This is a genomic window from Cellulosimicrobium cellulans (assembly GCF_024124905.1).
Classification (GTDB): Bacteria; Actinomycetota; Actinomycetes; order Actinomycetales; family Cellulomonadaceae; genus Cellulosimicrobium; species Cellulosimicrobium cellulans_G.
Genome location: NZ_JAMXST010000001.1, coordinates 900,674 through 916,814, shown reverse-complemented (window position 1 = coordinate 916,814; position 16,141 = coordinate 900,674). Strand labels below are relative to the sequence as shown.

Annotated in this window: 16 protein-coding genes; 3 read left to right on the top strand and 13 right to left on the bottom strand. The window is 74.8% G+C overall.

Annotated elements, in window-relative coordinates; all coding sequences use genetic code 11:
* The first annotated feature begins 32 nt into the window (after nucleotides 1–32).
* Complete coding sequence (locus tag NHH00_RS04170; RefSeq protein ID WP_253050404.1) at nucleotides 33–449, top strand: hypothetical protein; 417 nt, start codon at nucleotides 33–35, stop codon at nucleotides 447–449.
* A 178-nt stretch (nucleotides 450–627) separates the two neighbouring features.
* Here NHH00_RS04170 and mqo read toward each other — a convergent pair whose 3' ends face one another.
* The 4 genes from mqo to NHH00_RS04150 form a co-directional block, all read right to left on the bottom strand.
* Nucleotides 628–2,148 carry a malate dehydrogenase (quinone) gene (gene mqo, locus NHH00_RS04165; RefSeq protein ID WP_253050402.1) on the bottom strand — a complete coding sequence of 507 codons (1,521 nt, stop codon included), beginning with the start codon at nucleotides 2,146–2,148 and terminating at the stop codon, nucleotides 628–630.
* Between the two features lie 235 nt (nucleotides 2,149–2,383).
* Nucleotides 2,384–3,217 (bottom strand): maleylpyruvate isomerase family mycothiol-dependent enzyme, encoded by an 834-nt coding sequence (locus tag NHH00_RS04160; protein ID WP_253050400.1) that lies wholly within the window; start codon nucleotides 3,215–3,217, stop codon nucleotides 2,384–2,386.
* Nucleotides 3,208–3,894: a pyridoxine/pyridoxamine 5'-phosphate oxidase gene (locus tag NHH00_RS04155; protein WP_253050398.1), complete on the bottom strand. Its 687-nt coding sequence runs from the start codon at nucleotides 3,892–3,894 to the stop codon at nucleotides 3,208–3,210. The genes NHH00_RS04160 and NHH00_RS04155 overlap by 10 nt, the downstream gene beginning before the upstream one ends.
* Nucleotides 3,891–4,466 carry a TetR/AcrR family transcriptional regulator gene (locus NHH00_RS04150; RefSeq protein WP_253050397.1) on the bottom strand — a complete coding sequence of 192 codons (576 nt, stop codon included), beginning with the start codon at nucleotides 4,464–4,466 and terminating at the stop codon, nucleotides 3,891–3,893. The genes NHH00_RS04155 and NHH00_RS04150 overlap by 4 nt, the downstream gene beginning before the upstream one ends.
* A gap of 122 nt (nucleotides 4,467–4,588) precedes the next feature.
* Here NHH00_RS04150 and NHH00_RS04145 point away from each other — a divergent pair, with 122 nt between their 5' ends.
* Complete coding sequence (locus NHH00_RS04145) at nucleotides 4,589–5,992, top strand: MFS transporter (protein WP_253050395.1); 1,404 nt, start codon at nucleotides 4,589–4,591, stop codon at nucleotides 5,990–5,992.
* A gap of 10 nt (nucleotides 5,993–6,002) precedes the next feature.
* Here NHH00_RS04145 and NHH00_RS04140 read toward each other — a convergent pair whose 3' ends face one another.
* The 3 genes from NHH00_RS04140 to NHH00_RS20950 form a co-directional block, all read right to left on the bottom strand.
* Nucleotides 6,003–6,608, bottom strand: coding sequence for a class I SAM-dependent methyltransferase (locus NHH00_RS04140; protein ID WP_253050393.1), 606 nt, complete (start codon nucleotides 6,606–6,608; stop codon nucleotides 6,003–6,005).
* Complete coding sequence (locus NHH00_RS04135; RefSeq protein WP_308202256.1) at nucleotides 6,605–7,549, bottom strand: M24 family metallopeptidase; 945 nt, start codon at nucleotides 7,547–7,549, stop codon at nucleotides 6,605–6,607. The genes NHH00_RS04140 and NHH00_RS04135 overlap by 4 nt, the downstream gene beginning before the upstream one ends.
* 93 nt (nucleotides 7,550–7,642) lie before the next feature.
* Nucleotides 7,643–7,783 carry a hypothetical protein gene (locus NHH00_RS20950; RefSeq protein ID WP_308202255.1) on the bottom strand — a complete coding sequence of 47 codons (141 nt, stop codon included), beginning with the start codon at nucleotides 7,781–7,783 and terminating at the stop codon, nucleotides 7,643–7,645.
* A 124-nt stretch (nucleotides 7,784–7,907) separates the two neighbouring features.
* Between NHH00_RS20950 and NHH00_RS04130 the strand changes: the two genes are divergently transcribed.
* Nucleotides 7,908–8,288 (top strand): cupin domain-containing protein, encoded by a 381-nt coding sequence (locus NHH00_RS04130; RefSeq protein WP_253050391.1) that lies wholly within the window; start codon nucleotides 7,908–7,910, stop codon nucleotides 8,286–8,288.
* An 80-nt stretch (nucleotides 8,289–8,368) separates the two neighbouring features.
* Here NHH00_RS04130 and NHH00_RS04125 read toward each other — a convergent pair whose 3' ends face one another.
* From NHH00_RS04125 to NHH00_RS04100, 6 genes are all read right to left on the bottom strand, one after another.
* Nucleotides 8,369–9,304, bottom strand: coding sequence for an NADP-dependent oxidoreductase (locus NHH00_RS04125; protein WP_253050389.1), 936 nt, complete (start codon nucleotides 9,302–9,304; stop codon nucleotides 8,369–8,371).
* A 128-nt stretch (nucleotides 9,305–9,432) separates the two neighbouring features.
* Nucleotides 9,433–9,840, bottom strand: a complete 408-nt coding sequence (locus NHH00_RS04120; protein ID WP_253050387.1) for a VOC family protein — start codon at nucleotides 9,838–9,840, stop codon at nucleotides 9,433–9,435.
* A gap of 131 nt (nucleotides 9,841–9,971) precedes the next feature.
* Nucleotides 9,972–11,219: an amidohydrolase gene (locus tag NHH00_RS04115; RefSeq protein ID WP_253050385.1), complete on the bottom strand. Its 1,248-nt coding sequence runs from the start codon at nucleotides 11,217–11,219 to the stop codon at nucleotides 9,972–9,974.
* Nucleotides 11,216–12,472: a YncE family protein gene (locus NHH00_RS04110; RefSeq protein ID WP_253050795.1), complete on the bottom strand. Its 1,257-nt coding sequence runs from the start codon at nucleotides 12,470–12,472 to the stop codon at nucleotides 11,216–11,218. The genes NHH00_RS04115 and NHH00_RS04110 overlap by 4 nt, the downstream gene beginning before the upstream one ends.
* A gap of 124 nt (nucleotides 12,473–12,596) precedes the next feature.
* Entirely contained in the window at nucleotides 12,597–13,106 is a 510-nt protein-coding gene (locus tag NHH00_RS04105; RefSeq protein WP_253050383.1) for a nitroreductase/quinone reductase family protein, read from the bottom strand.
* 93 nt (nucleotides 13,107–13,199) lie between these two features.
* Nucleotides 13,200–15,893, bottom strand: coding sequence for an ATP-dependent DNA ligase (locus NHH00_RS04100; protein ID WP_253050382.1), 2,694 nt, complete (start codon nucleotides 15,891–15,893; stop codon nucleotides 13,200–13,202).
* Nucleotides 15,894–16,141: the final 248 nt, after the last annotated feature.

Below are 16,141 nucleotides of genomic sequence, written 5' to 3'. Positions count from 1 at the left end.
TCGGCGGAGCCGCCCGGCGGAAGGGTGGGGGCATGGACATCTTCTGGGGTGTGGTGGTTCTTCTCCTCGTCGTCGGCCCGACCGTCGCGGCGCTCGCGGTGCGGCGCGAGGACCCCGCGCGACCGTGGTTCCCCGCGGGGTCCGACGGCGCGTGGCCCGGTGCCGGCGCGTGGGGCGACCGGTCGGTCGACGGCGAGCGCCCGGACCGCGACGCGCAGCGTCTCGACGCCGACCTGCGGGCGGCGGCCTCGCGCCCTGACGCGCAGGGCGCGCACGTCGACCCGCACGCGGTCGCGGCCGAGCTCGTCCTGCGGCGCGTCGTCCCGAACCCTGCCGTGCGCGACGGCGTGCGGGGTGCCCCGGCGCAGGCGTCGGCGACGCTCGCCGAGCCGCCGACGTCGAACCGGCGTCCGCCGAGCGCGGCGCGGCGCGTGCCGCTCCCGCGCTGACGCGGTCGGTGCCCGCGGCGAACGCACGACGACGGACGCGAGACGGCCAGGACGGCAAGGAGGCGGCTGCAGAGACGCCGCGACAGAGAGGGGGCGACAGAGACGTGGCGACAGAGACGCGACGGCCCGGACCTCGTGGAGGTCCGGGCCGTCGTGGGGGAGGGGCGTCAGATCCTGGTCAGGCGCGCGAGCCGACCGCGTCGACGTCCGCGCCGCCGGTGAGCTGGTCGAGACCCTCGAGCTCCTCGGCCTCCCAGGGGGCGTGGCCGAGGCTCGGGATCATCGTCGCGAGCTCGGGGCGCCACTTGGTGAAGCGCGCGGGGAAGCAGCGCTCCAGCAGGTCGATCATCGCGGGGACCGCGGTCGACGCGCCCGGCGAGGCCCCGAGCAGGCCCGCGATGGAGCCGTCGCCGGCGGCGATGACTTCGGTGCCGAACTCGAGGACGCCCTTGCCGTCCTTGTCCCTCTTGATCACCTGCACGCGCTGGCCGGCGGTGATGGTCTCCCAGTCCTTGGGGTGCGCCGTCGGCATGAAGCCCTGGAGCGCCGTGAACTTGGTCTCCGGGCTCGCCAGGAGCTGGCCGACCAGGTACTGGGTGAGGTCGAGGTTCTTCAGGCCCGCACCGACCATCGAGCCGAGGTTGTGCAGGCGCAGCGACGTGAACAGCCCGAGGTACTTGCCCTTCTTGAGGTACTTGGGGCTGAACCCGGCATAGGGGCCGAACATCAGGTACGTCTTGCCGTCGACGACGCGCGTGTCCAGGTGCGGGACGGACATGGGCGGGGAGCCGACGTCGGCCTTGCCGTACACCTTGGCCTGGTGCTGCGCGACGAGCTCGGGGCTGTCGGTGCGCAGGAACTCGCCGCTGATGGGGAAGCCGCCGTAACCCTTGGCCTCGGGGATGCCCGCGGCCTGGAGCAGCGGCAGGGCGCCACCGCCCGCGCCGACGAACACGAACCGCGCCTCGACCGTCGAGCGGCGCTTCGGGGCGTTCCACGAGCGGTCCTTGACCGTCAGACGCCAGCGGCCGTCCTTCGTCTTCTTGAGGTTCTTCACCTCGTGCTCGAGGTAGAGCTGCGTGCCCTGCGAGACGAGGTAGTCGACGAGCTGCTGCGTGAGGGCGCCGAAGTCGACGTCCGTGCCGCTCGTCGCGCGCGTCGCCGCGACCGGCTCGTCGCCGTCGCGCTCCGCGACGAGGAGCGGGGCCCACTCGGCGATCACGGCCGGGTCGTCGCTGAACTCGAGCTCGCTGAAGAGCGGGTGCCGGCGCAGCGTCTCGAACCGGCGGCGCAGGTAGTCGACGTTCTCCGCGCCGCGCACGAATGTCATGTGCGGCGTGCGGGAGATGAAGCTCGCGGGCTGGGGGAGGGCGCCGGTGGTGAGCAGGTGGTGCCAGAACTCGCGCGACACCTCGAACTGCTCGTTGATCTTCACCGCCTTGGTGATGTCGATCGAGCCGTCCGCCTTCTCCGGCGTGTAGTTCAGCTCGCACAGGGCGGCATGGCCGGTCCCGGCGTTGTTCCACGGGTTCGACGACTCCTGCGCCACGGCGTCCAGACGCTCGTAGATGCGCACGGTCCAGGAAGGCTCCAGGACCTTGAGGAGGGCTCCCAGCGTGGCGCTCATGATGCCACCGCCGATGAGGGCTACGTCGATCTGGTCTGCGCTGCTTGCGGGGTTGCTCGCTCGACTCGACACGCTCCGATTCTACGCTTGTGAAAGAGTGCACTAAGTGTGCGTTCCGTCACGGGCGTGCGTCACACTTTCGCGGGACGAACGTCCCGACCGGCACAGGCCGGACGTCTCACCCGCACCCCGGGACCCCCGTCCGCCGAGGGAGAGCAGGTCGCGGAGGGCTCAGAGGCTCCGCCGCTCGAGCGGCGGGTTCGGCTCGCGCCCGAGACCCGGCCACGCGTCGAACCCCGACGCGGGTCTACCGCGGCGGCGAGTACGGGGAGGGCCAGGGGCTGATCTCGGGAAGGGCGACCGGTTCGCCGGAGCGGAACGCGAGGGGTGCGGCGTCGGGGGCGCGGCCCGCGAGCCAGGCGGCGACGTCGGTCAGGCGACCCCGGACGACGACACCGGCTCGCGCGTCGAACCCGGGGTCGCTCCCCAGGGGAGTCTCCGAGTCGGGAGAGATCCCGGGTTCGGCAGCGAGGCGAAGGCCGCCCGGACCCACCCCGAGCACGGTGGGCTCGCTCGCGAGCTCGACCACGACGTCGTCCGCGAGCCGGACCCCGAGGAAGTCGAGGAGGTGGAGGTCGAGGGAGCGCGGCCAGGTGTCGAGGCCGATCCCGGCGTCGAGGTCCACGGCGTGGACGCGGACCTCGCGCCACCATGCGACGAGCGCGTCGGCGACGGTCCCGTCGCGGTAGGTCACGGGGGCGTCCCACCCGGACGACCCGGGCTCCGGCCACGCGGCGTCGAGGCGTTCGGCGAGCGCCTCGAGCGCGACGACGTGCGCGGCGACGGACCGGCCCGCGCCCGCCTGGATGCCGGCCTCGCGGCCGGCGGCTCCGCCGTCGTACACCTCGACGAGCGCGCCGCGGGCGGCGTGCTCCGCCTGGCGGGCCATGGCCTCGCCGATCGCCGTGACGTGCGCGAGCACGTGGCTGCGCGACCAGCCGGGAAGGGTCGAGGGGCCGGCGAGGCCGTCGTCGCCGAGGGTGCGCGTCGCGGCGGTGACGGCGGCGAGCGCGGACCGTGCGTCGTGGCGCGCGTCCTCGACGTCGGGGAGCGCGAGCGGGCCGGTTCCGGTCAGGGCCACAGGAGCTCCTTCGTCCAGGTGGGTGCTGCGGTCCGGGTGTCCGCGGCCGCGGCGTAGCGGAGGCGGGTCTGGCCCTCGGGCGAGGACGCCCAGAACTCGACGCTCGTGGGCTCCAGGGCGTACGCGGTCCACGCGTCGAGGACGAGTCCGGGCTCGCTGCGGACCCGTGCGAGCGCCGCGTCCCACGCGGTCCGGTACGCGTCCTGCGACGCGAGCGGGTCGCTCTGCGGTCCCGCGAGCGCGGTCGCGCGGGAGGCGTCGGAGCGCGCGAGGAAGTCGGCGGCGGACGCGTCGGGGCCGAGCGGGACCACCGGACCGCGCACCCGCACCTGGCGGCCGTGCTCGCGCCAGAAGAACGTCAGCGCTGCGTTCGGGTTCTCCGCGAGCGCCAGGCCCTTGGGCGAGTCGGCGCGGGTGGCGAAGACCCAGCCGTCGCCGTCGACGTCCTTGAGGATCAGCGTCCGGGCGTCGACCCGGCCGCTCGCGTCGGCGGTCGAGAGGGTTGCCGCGTGCGGTGCCGGCAGACCGGCGTCGATCGCCTCCAGGAGCCAGTCGACGAAGAGCGTGCCAGGCTTGTCGGGTGCCGCGTCGACGTCGAGGCCGGGCAGGCCGGCGCCGAGCACCGGCAGCGCGCGCAGGCGCTCGCGCAGGGACGGGCGGTCGGGTGCGGCGGTCATGCGTCCTCCAGCGGGTCGGCGGGTCGAGGGTCCAGGAGCGCGACGAACCCGCGGGCCGCCGCGGTCATCGCGTCGGGGTCGTCGAGGGCGCGCGCCAGGACGTACCCGCCCTGCACGATCGCGACGGCCGCGAGCGCGCGGTCGCGGGCGGCGTCGTCGGGCAGCCCGTCCTCCGCCAGGACGGCGGCGGCCAGGTCGACGAGCCCGCGGAAGTAGGTCCGGACCTCCGCCGCCAGCGTGGCGTCGTCCATGACGGCCTGGTCGCTCACGAGGCGCCCGACCTTGCACCCGGCGAGCGCGGGCCGCGGCCGTTCGAGGTAGCGGACGAGGCGCTCGACGGCGGTCCCGTCGGCGTCGAGGTCGCGGTGCGCCGCGTCGAGCCCGGCGGTCGTCGTGGCGTGGACGGCCGCCGCGGCGAGGTCGTGCTTGGTGGGGAAGTGGTGGTAGAGGCTGCCCTGGCCCACGCCGCTCGCGGCGAGGACCTCGCGCGGGCTGGTCGCGCCGACGCCCTGGGCCCAGAACAGCTCCTGCGCGGCGGCGACGAGGCGCGCGCGGGCGTCGGTCGTCGTCATGGCGGTCACCATACCTACCTCTAGGTATGGTGTCGACCGACCGCCCCGCGGAGCACCGCGCGTCACGCCGTCCCGGTCGCCTCGGTCGGGACGGCATGAGAGTCGAGTCGTACGGTGGGTCGGTGACGGTGCAGCAGCGAGTGCTGGTGGTCGCGGTCCTCGCGTCGTTCGTGTCGTTCCTGGACGGCTCGGTGGTCAACGTCGCGCTGCCCGCGATCTCCGCCGAGCTGACGACCGGGCCGGTCACGGGCCTCGCACTGCAGCAGTGGGTCGTCGACGCGTACATGATCACGCTCGGCGCGCTCATCCTCCTGGCGGGCTCGCTGTCCGACGTCCACGGCCGGCGTCGCATCATGGCGATCGGCCTCGTCGGCTTCGCGGTGACGTCCGTCGCGTGCGCGCTCGCCCCCGACGGGCTGTTCCTCGTCGTCGCGCGCGGGCTCCAGGGCGTCGCGGGTGCGCTGCTCGTGCCCAGCTCGCTCGCCATGATCATCTCGACGTTCGACGGCGAGCGGCAGTCCCGTGCCATCGGCTCCTGGACCGCGTGGACCAGCACCGCGTCGCTCGTCGGCCCCCTGCTCGGCGGGATCCTCATCGACACCATCTCGTGGCGCTGGGTGTTCTGGATCAACGTGCTCCCCGTCGCGGTGACGCTGTGGTTGCTGCGCGGCGTCCCGCGGTCCGCTGCGGAGGAGCCGGGGGCCGCGGGCGGCCCAGACGGGCGACGCCGCATCGACGTCGCCGGGGCGACGCTCGCCGCCGTCGGGCTCGCCGGCACCGTGTTCGCGCTCATCGAGCAGGGCCGGTTCGGGTGGGCGAGCCCGGTGGTGTGGGGGCCGTGCGTCGTCGGGGTCGCGTGCCTCGTGGTGTTCGTCGGGTGGGAGCGTCGCGCCCCCGACCCCATGCTCCCGCCGCGCCTGTTCCGCGTGCGCAACTTCGCGTGGGGCAACCTCGCGACCGCCGCCATCTACGGGGCGCTCTACTTCGGCGGGTTCGTCGTCACGCTGTTCCTGCAGCAGGTCGGCGGGTACAGCGCGACGGCCGCCGGGCTCGCCCAGCTCCCGGTGACCCTCGTGCTCCTCGCGCTCTCCACGCGGTTCGGGGCGCTCGCGGGCCGCTACGGCCCGCGCCTGTTCATGACGGTCGGGCCGATCGTCGGCGGGGCCGGCTACCTGCTGCTGCTCACGACGACCGACGACGCCGTCTACGTCACCCAGGTCCTCCCGGGTCTCCTGCTCTTCGGCCTCGGCCTCGCGATGACCGTGGCCCCGCTCACGTCCGCCATCCTCGGCTCGATCCCCGCAGCGGACGCTGGGATCGGCTCGGCGGTGAACAACGCGGTGTCCCGCGTCGCGGGCCTGGTCGTCATCGCGTTCGCGGGCGTGATCGTCGGCGGCGTGCTCGATCTCGACGGCTTCCACCGCTCGCTCGTCGTCACGGCGGCGCTGCTCGTCCTCGGCGGCGTGCTGAGCTGGGTCGGCATCCGCAACGAGAAGGTGCGCGCGACCGCGGACGCCGCCGCCTGAGCGTGCACGCTCAGCCCGGTGCTCGGGCGACCACGGCGTACGTGTGCCAGTGCTTCGGCCCGCTGAACGCCTCGCCGTCCTCCTCGACCTCGTCGAGCACCACGACGTCCAGCCCGGCGAGGAGGTCGTCCACCTCGGCGCGCGACAGGAAGGTCTCGTCCTGCGCGCCGACCCACGAGTCGCGGTCGCCGAACAGGTCGACGGCGAGCCACCCGCCCGGGGAGAGCGCGGCGCGGACCTGCCGCCACGCGTCGTCGAACACCGCTCGCGGCAGGTGCGGGAGCGCGTAGCTCGCGTGGACGAGCTGCACGGCCGCGGGGCGGACCAGGGTGGAGACGTCCGCGGCGCCGGCCTCGTGCACGGTGAGCCGACCGCGGTCGCCCGGCCCGACGACCTCACGCACCAGGTCGCCGGTCCCAGGGGCCGGGTCGAGCGCGACGACGCGCCACCCGGCGTCGAGCATCGCGGCCGTCTCGACGCCCGCCCCGCAGCCCAGGTCGAGCGCGAGGCGCCCGTCGCCCGGGCCTGCGAGGTCGAGGACCCGGCGGCACAGGTCGCGCACGGGCCGCCCGCGCTGGGCCGCGTTGTAGGCGGGCCAGCGCGCCGGGTCCCTCATCGGACGGTCTGGAGGTCGTGCGTCGAGGTGTTGAGGCGGCGTGCGCCGTCGGGCACGTCCGGCGGGAACGCGACGACGATGTCCTCGATCCGCACGCCGAACCGTCCGGGCAGGTAGATGCCCGGGTCGACGGAGAAGCACATGCCGGGCTCGATCGGCCGGTCCTCGCCTTCCACCATGTACGGCGGCTCGTGGGTCGTGGTGCCGATGCCGTGCCCCGTACGGTGCACGAAGAACTCGCCGTAGCCCGCGTCGGTAATGACGGCGCGCGCCGCGCGGTCGACGTCCTGGCACGTCGCGCCGGGTCGTACGGCGTCGACCCCTGCCTGCTGGGCGCGGCGGACGACGTCGTAGACCTCGCGCTGCTGCGCGGCGAGCGCGTCGTCGGTGCCACCGTCGACGAGGACCGTGCGCGTCGTGTCCGAGCCGTAGCCGTCGCGGAGCCCGCCGAAGTCGAGCACGACGAGGTCGCCCGGCTCGATGACCCGGTCGCCCGCGTCGTGGTGCGGGTCGGCGCCGTTCGGTCCCGCGCACACGAGCGTGAAGTCGACCTGCTCGTGCCCGTGCTCGCGCAGGAACCGGTCGAGGTCGGCGGCGACCTCCCGCTCGCGCCGGCCCGCGAACGCGACCTCGCGGATCTGGCCGAAGGCGGCGTCGGCGGCGGCGCCCGCCGCGGCGGGGCGCTCGACCTCCTGCGCGTCCTTGACGGCGCGCAGCGTCGGGACGGCGTCGGTGAACGCGGTGAACCGCGCGTCCGGGAGGGCTCGCTGGAGACCGAGCACGTGCAGCGCCCACGTCGAGTCCGAGACGGCATAGGTGCCGGTCCCGTCGAGGAGGCGTGCGGCGGCGTCGTGCTCGTCGTCGCCGTCGCGCCAGGTCACGACGTCGAGCCCGTCGGCGCCCGGGGCCGAGACCAGGTCGCCGCGCTCGAGCAGCGGCACGACGACGGACGCGCCGGCCCGTGCGCCGGGCTCGCCCGCGGGGATGGCGAGCAGCGTGAGGCGCTCGGTGTCCGGCGGCGCGTAGCCGGTGAACTAGGCGAGGTCGGGCCCCGGCGAGACGAGGAGCCCCGCGAGCCCGGCGTCGCGGGCGTGCGCGGCGGCGCGCTCGCGGCGGGCGGCGTAGACCTCGGGGCCGAACGCGGCCCCCGGACGTGCGGCGTCGGTGCTGGACATGGTGCCAGCGTGGCACCGCTCACCCGCGAGATCGACCCGAGCGCTCCGACGTCGGCCCTCTGAGGGTCGATCTCGGACGTGCGGGTCGATCTCGCGGCGCGCAGGGGAGTGGCAGGGTGGGCACATGACCGACGCGCGCAACCTCTTCGCCGCCCTCGACACGTTCGACGGGCACTGGCAGCCCCACCGGGTCGCGAGCCTCAACGACCAGGACGTCAAGGTGGTCAAGGTGCGCGGCGAGTTCGTCTGGCACACCCACCCCGACACCGACGAGCTGTTCCTCGTGCTCGCGGGCGAGCTGACGATCGACCTGCGCGAGGACGGCGTCGAGCGGGCGGTCGTCCTGGGGCCACACGACCTGTTCGTCGTGCCGCGGGGCGTCGAGCACCGGCCGCGGGCCGACGTCGAGACCTCCGCGGTGCTCGTCGAGCGCCGAGGGACCGTGAACACGGGCGACGCGGGAGGCGACCTCACGTCGCCGCTGCGCGAGCTCCCGGACGCCTGACGACGAGGAGATCGACCCGAGCGGCCGAGATCGACCCTCGGTGGGTCGATCTGGGGACGCTCGGGTCGATCTCGCGGGGGTCAGACCCGGACGACGATCTTGCCGCGCACGTGGCCGGACTGGCTCGCGCGGTGCGCGTCGGCGGCGTCGGCGAGGTCGAACACCTCCGCGACCTCCGGACGCAGGACGCCCTCCTCGCCGAGGCGCGCGAGCTCCGCGAGGTCCGCCGCGTCGGGGCGCACCCACACGTAGTGCCCGCCGAGCTCGTCGCGCGCCCGGGCCTCCGTGATCGAGGCGACCGTGCCGCCGTCGCGCAGCACCTGGGGCACCGTGTCGAGCGCGTCGCCGCCCACGTAGTCGAGGACGACGTCCACGCCCTCGGGCGCGAGCGCCCGGACGCGGTCCGCGAGTCCGTCGCCGTACGTGACCGGCTCGGCGCCGAGCGAGCGCAGGAAGTCGTGGTTGCGCTCGGACGCGGTCCCGATCACGCGCGCGCCGAGCGCCCGGGCGATCTGGACGGCGAACGACCCGACGCCGCCGGCCGCGGCGTGCACGAGGACCGTCTGCCCCGCCGCGACCCCCGCGCGCCGGATCGTCTGGAATGCCGTCAGACCCGCGAGCGGCACGGCGGCGGCCTCCTCGAACGACCACGCCGCGGGCTTGCGCGCGAGCGTGCGGACCGGCGCCGCGACGAGCTCGGCGAACGTCCCGCCCGACACCTCGCCTCCGACGACGTCCTTGCGCACGTACCCGTACACCTCGTCGCCCACCTGGAGCTCGGGCGTGTCCAGGCCCACGCGCTCGACGACGCCCGCGACGTCCCAGCCGGGGACGACGGGGAAGGCTACGTCCATGATCTGGTCGAGGTAGCCCTCGCGGACCTTCCAGTCCACCGGGTTGACGCTCGCGGCGCGCACGCGCACGAGCACGGAGTCGGGCCCGACCTTGGGGGTCGGGAGCTCGGTCGTCTCGAGGACGTCGGGGCCGCCGTAGCGGGAGTAGGTGATGGCTCGCATGATGGCGGCAACGGCACGCGCGCCCGCCCGATTCCCGAGACCGACCGTCACGAGATGGAGCGTCCGGTCTCGAGGGAGGACACGCGGGGTTCTACCTCGAGACCGGACGCTCTACCTCGTGCGGTGCGTCAGCCCTCGAACGCCGTCGGGTCCATGAAGAGGACCTCCCACTGGTGGCCGTCGAGGTCGGCGAAGCTGCGGGAGTACATGAACCCGCCCTCCTCCTGGGGGTCCTTGACCGGGGTGGCGCCGGCGGCGAACGCGGCGTCGGCCAGGCGGTCGACCTCCTCGCGCGTGCCGACGCTCAGGGCGTTGATGACCTCGGTCGTCGACGTGGCGTCGGCGATCGACTTGTTCGTGAACCGCTTCGCGAACTCCTCGGTGAGGAGCATGACGTAGATCGTGTCGCTGAGGACGATCGAGGACGCGTTCTCGTCCGTGAACTGCTCGTTCACCGAGTACCCGAGGGCCGTGTAGAACGCCTTGGAGGCGTCGAGGTCCTTGACGGGCAGGTTGACGAAGATCTGCGTGCTCATGAGTGTGCCTCCGGCGTCGTGGGCGGTTCGCCCGGTACGTGTGTCGTGGAGGTAGACGACCGGTGCCCCACGAACTCATCGCCTGGCCGCGCGCGGGTCGCGGCCGGGCGACGGCCCGCCTCGGGGAGGGCTCAGACGAGCACGTCGCCGTCGCGCGCGACGACCCGGCCCGCGGCCACGACGAGCGCGCGGCGCGGGGCGCGCACGACGGCGTCGGGCACGTTCTCGGCGTCCACGAGCACGACGTCCGCGGGCGCGCCGACGACGAGGTCGTGCACGTCGCGGCCGACGAAGCGCGCGGCGTCGGACGTCGCGACGCGCGCCGCGGTGACGAGCTCCTCGTCGTACCGGAACCGGGACAGGCGCGCGAGCTGCGTCGTGAGGGCGAGGAGGTCCCCGGTCCCGTACGGCGACCACAGGTCGCGGATCCCGTCCGTGCCGAGCCCGACGGCGACGCCCGCGGCGCGCAGCGCGTGCACGGGCAGGGGCGCGGCGCCGATCGGCGCGACGGTCGTCATGGTGATGCCGGCCTCGCCCATCGCGGCGACGAGGTCCGCCTGGCGCGACGCCGGGACGTCGCCGACCGCGAAGCCGTGCGCGACGTTGACCTTGCCCTGGAGTCCCGCGCGCAGCGTGCGGTCGATCATGAGCTCGACCTGGAACGCGCCGAGGTCGCCGCCGTCGTGGAGGTGCACGTCGATCCCGACGCCGCGGCGCTCGGCGATCGCGAAGAGCCCGTCGAGCTGGCCGACCGGGTCGCGGTCGATCGAGGCGGGGTCGAGGCCGCCGACGTGCTCGGCCCCCGCGGCGGCGGCCGCGTCGAGGAGGTCGAGCACGCCCGGGCGACGCAGCACGCCGTCCTGGGGGAACGCGACGATCTCGGCGTGCACGGCGCCGCCGAGCGCGGCGAGCGCCTCGCGCACGACCTCGATGCCGTGCAGGCCCAGGCCGAGGTCGACGTCCACGTGGGTGCGGATCGCCGTCGTGCCGTGGCGGACGAACTCGCGCAGCACGGCGAGCGTGACGTCGACGCCGGGGATGCCGAGCTCGTCGCGGTGCGCGCGCTCGTGCGCGATGCGGCCCTGCGTCGTCGCCTCGCCGCCGTAGCTGACCCACGGCTTGCCCCACCAGCTCTTGTCGACGTGCGCGTGGGCGTTGACGAGGCCGGGCAGCGCGAGCAGGCCGCGTCCGTCGACGACCCCGTCGGCCCCGGCGGCCGGCGCGTCCGACGACGTGCCCGACGGCGCGGGCGCGGCAGGGTCGTGCGGCGTCACCGCGGCGATCCGTCCGTCGGCGACGTGCAGGTCGACCCGCTCGCCGCCCCAGGGGCGGACGTCGCGCAGGACGGTGACGGTCTCGGGGGCGTTCGGGCTGGTCATGCGGCGGGTCCTTCCGGGAGCGGGACGACGACCTGGGGCCGTCCGGGGATCTGGATCTCGTACGTGGCGAGGGTGGCGAGGTCGACGACGGTCGCGCCGTCCCACGCCTCGGCCTGGGTGTAGCCGCCGGCGAGCACGGCGCTGAGGGCCCCAGTCGCGGGGTCGGTCCACGTGGTCGCGGTCTCGTGCCGGCGCGTCAGCGGCGCGACCTGCTCCGACCCGGTCGCGGGGTCGAGCACGGCCACGTTGGGGCCGCCCGCGGCGTTGCCGAACGGGCCGTTGCCCACGACGACGACGCGGCCGTCGGGCGCGCGGGCGACGCCGTGCTGGTGGCTGTCGGCCGCGGACGGCACCGTCGTCGTCGTGCCGGTGGCCGGGTCGAGACGGACCAGGACGCGTCCCTGGTAGGGGAGGAGGAGCGACCCGTCGTCGTCGAGGACGGCGTAGTGCGGCTTCTCGAACGACGCGAGGCCGCCCTCCGTGCCGAAGGGGGCGACCTCGATCCGCCGGGCCTCGAACGTCGTGGTGTCGACGACGTGCACGGAGAACTCGTCGTGGTCGACCGTGTAGACCGCGCGGCCGTCGGCCGCGACGAGCACGTCGAACGGCCGCAGGCCCACGGGCGTGCTCGCGAGGACCTCGCGCGCGGCGACGTCGATCGTCTCGAGCGTGGACGAGTCGCCCCGGTGGACGGCCACGTAGACGCGGGTGCCGTCCGGCGACACCGCGATGCCCATGCCGCCGCGTCGGTACTCGCCGAACCCGACCCGGGCGGGCGTGTCTCGGTAGGGGATCAGGTCGACGCGCTCGCGCGTGGTGAGGTCGACGACCGCGACGCCCTGCGCCGTCGAGACGTACGCGCGCATCGTCGGGGCGTGCACGGCGATCCCCCAGGGCGCGGCGCCGACCTCGACGCGGTCGACGACGGCGCTCCCGTCCCGGATCGTCGGATCGACGACGGCGAGCCCGTCGGACTCGGCCTCGGTCGCGAGCAGGTAGCGCGCGGGGGCCTCCACCGGCTCCTCGAGGACCGCGGGCTCGTCCGAGGGGTCGGGCGCAGGGGGCGGGGCGGGGGACGGGGCGCCGGGGGTCCGCGCGGGATCGGGAGAGGCAGCGTCGCCCGGATCGCCCGGCGAGCAGGCGGCGAGCAGGCCGACGACGACGGCCGTCGCCCACGCCGCGACGGCACGCCGGGTGCGGCGCGTACGACGCCGCAGGGGCGCGGCGCCACCGGGAGGGGGGAGATGTGCCATGGCGAAATGGTATACCAATTGCACGGACGCCCCTTCGACGTCCCGGACCGGTTCCCGGACCAGGCCGAGAGCCGCGCCCAGCACCGGGTGACGACCGGCGGGACGCGTCGGCAGCGCCCCCGCCCTACGCGCTGTCGCCGGCGGGCGCCTCTGCGGGACGGGGCTCCAGCACGACGACCGCCGTCTCGGTCGGGCGGCGCGCGGCGAACCCGTCCAGCGCGTGGTCGAACGTGCGCCACCGCTCCCAGAGCCGGGCGCGCTCCGCCCCCTCGGCCGCGCGACCGTGGACGGCGCGCGTCTCGCCGTGCAGCTCGACGGTGGTGTCGGGGTGCGCCTGGAGGTTGAGCCACCACGCCGGCTCGGGCGCGGCCCAGCCGTTCATCGCGAGCGTGACGAGGTTCGGGCCGTCCTCGACGTAGCCGACGATCACGTCGTGCTCGCGGCCGGAGCGCCGCCCGACCGTGCGGAGCAGGAGCGTGCCCCACTTCTCGGGCTGCGGGCGCCACAGGCCCCGCCGGTGACCCGTGACCCGGTAGTACGCGCGGTGCACGACCCAGGCCGTACGGACGAACCAGCGCGGCGGGAGCCGGGGCGGGCGCTCGGGGGCGGGAGGTGCGGAGGACGTGTCGGTCATGGTCACCGTCCTGCGTCGGAGGGGAGCCGAGAAGCCTCGACGCTGCAACGGTCCCGCGGGTCGCGGGCCGCGTCAACGGCCGTCGACGATCCGTCACCGGTCGAGCGTCGCGGGCTCCTCGCGCACGACGTCGGCCGGCGACCTGTCGCGCCGCCACCCCTTCCAGACGGGGTGCCGCAGCTTGCCGAACGGGATGTCGTCGCCCTCGCCCTCGCCGGGCCCCGTCCACTCGGCGTAGACGACCTCGGCGACCCGGCGCGGCGAGACCCAGCGCGCGTCCCGCGCGTCCTCGCGGGACACTCCCGTCGCGGGCGCCGTCGTGCGCTCGATCCGGCCGAGCTCGGCGACGAGGTCGCGTCGCTCGGCGTCCGTGAAGCCCGACCCGACGCGGCCCACGTAGACCAGCCGGTCGCCGTCGGGCACCGCGAGCAGGAGCGACCCGACGAGGTGCGTCCGGTCGCCGTGCCCCGGCCGCCACCCCACGACGACGACCTCCTGCGACTGCGCGTGCTTGAGCTTGAGCCACAGCGTCGACCGGCGACCGGACGAGTACGTGCCGTCGCGCCGCTTGGCGACGACCCCCTCCAGGCCGAGCCGCCTCGACGTCTCCATCGCCGCGTCGAGGTCGCCGTCGAACGCGGGCGGCACGTGCACGGGTGCGTGCGCGTCGTCGAGCACGTCCTCGAGGAGCTCTCGGCGCTCGTCGTAGGGGCGCTTCGCCAAGGAGCGCCCCGCCGTCTCGAGAATGTCGAACACCATGAGGTCGACGGCGACCTTCCGCCGCGCCGCCGCCACGTCGCCGGGCTTGGCGATGTTCGCGCGCTGCTGCAGGCGGCGGAAGCTCGGGCGCCCGCGCGCATCGAGCGCGACGATCTCCCCGTCGAGCACCACGGGCAGCGCCTCGGCGGGGACCTGGTCGGCGAGCGCCTGCAGCTCCGGGTACGTCACCGTCATGTCCTTGCCCGAGCGGCTCACGAGCCGCACCTGGCCGTGCGACACGTGCGCGAGCGCCCGGAACCCGTCCCACTTCATCTCGAACGCCCAACCATCGCCGTCGCGCAGGTCGCCTGGCGTCGCGGGAGAAGCGAGCATGGGCCGCCAGTCCGTCCGAGCCGGCTGCGGTTCGGTCGGGGTTTGGTCGGGGCCGTGGTCGGGCTGGGTGGCGGGTGGGGCGCTCGCGCCGGGTCTACCATCCGCGCCTCGTTCCTCGGCGCTCCCGCCAGACCCGCCACGACCCGGCGCGAGCGCCCCACCCGCCTTCTTCGTCTCGCCCTGGTCGCGGCCTCCCGCGGACACCGGCCCCGGGGTGCCGCCGCGCGGGGCCATGAGGTGGATGAGCCAGTTGTCGTCCTCGCGGCCGTCGCGGCCGCCCGTGTGGATGAGCGCGAGGCGGCGCGTGCCGTGCTGCTCGCCGTGGAGGGTGACGATGACCTCCTTGCCGTCGCGCCACTTCTCGAGCTCGTACGTTCCGGCGTCCCAGATCGTCACCTCGCCCGCTCCGTACTCGCCCTGCGGGATCGTGCCCTCGAACGACCCGTACGCGAGCGGGTGGTCCTCGGTCTGGACGGCGAGGTGGTTCTTCTTCGGGTCGGTCGGCTCGCCGCGGGGCAGCGCCCAGCTCACGAGGACGCCGTCGTGCTCGAGCCGGAAGTCCCAGTGCAGCCGCCGGGCGTGGTGCTCCTGGATGACGAAGCTGTTGCCCGCGCTCGGGGGCGGTGCGTCGTCCGGCACCGGCTCGGGCGTGCGCTGGGCGTCACGCATCGAGCGGTACCGGTGCAGGCGGTCGGGTCGGTCGTCGTCGCTCGCCCCGGGGCCGTCTCCGCCGCTGCCCGACGTCGCAGCGCCCTTGCGCTCGAACGTCGCCATGCGCTCGGGCGTGGGCTCGAGCGCGGAGAGGTGGCCGAGGGTGAGGGCCGCGAGCGGGTCGCCGATCGTCCGCACGCGCTCGACCACCTCGTCCTTGTCGAGGTGCCGCAGGTCCGGGTCGTCGAGCTCCTCCCACGTGCGGGGCGCCGCGACGGTCGGGTGCTTGCGCCCGCGCAGCGAGTACGGCGCGATGGTCGTCTTGTTGCCGTTGTTCTGGCTCCAGTCGACGAGCACCTTGCCGCCGCGCAGCGACTTCTTCATGTCGCTCACGACGAGGTCGGGGTGCTCGGCCTCGAGGTAGCGCGCGAGCTCGTGCGCGACGGCGGAGACGGCCGCGGCGTCCTGCTTGCCGTCGAGCGCGGCGTACAGGTGGATGCCCTTGGACCCGCTCGTCACGGGCAGGGGCTCGAGCCCCATGCCCTGCAGGATCTGCCGGGCCAGGCGCGCGACCTCCGCGCACTCGGCCAGCCCGGCCCCGGGCCCCGGGTCCAGGTCGAGGACGAGCCGGTCCGGGTTCAGGTGGACCCCGGTGCGGCCGAACTGCCACTGCGGCACGTGCAGCTCCAGCGACGCCGTCTGGCCGAGCCACGTCAGCGTGGCCAGGTCGTCGACGAGCACGTAGTCGTTCGCGCTGCTCTTGTGCTGGATGCGGCGCGTGCGCACCCACGACGGCACGCCCTGCCCCGCGTTCTTCTGGAAGAACACCTGCCCGTCGACCCCGTCCGGCCAGCGCTTGCGCGTCGCGGGCCGGTGGGCGCAGTGGGGGAGCATGACGTCGGCGACGGCCGCGAGGTACGCGAGGACGTCCGCCTTCGTCGTGCCGGTGGCGGGGTAGAGGACCTTGTCGAGGTTCGTGAGCCGCAGGCGGTGGCCCCCGACGCTCACCGTCTCGCCCGCGCCGCGGCTCGATGAGGTGGCCATGGGCCCATCGTGACGCGCGCCCGTCCGCGCCGCCTGCCGGGCGGGACCCGACGCGGGACCAAGGACCCTGCCCGCGGGCCGCGGCGGGAACTTCCCGGCGCCCTCGACCGTGCACACTGGAGGAGGCGGTCCGACCCAGCCGTGGAGACCGCCGGGACGAGGCAGACCGAGAGGAACACCGTGACGCACCTGACGGCCGACGACGTACCGCTCCCCGCGGAGATCGGTCCGCGCGTCCGCGAGTTCCG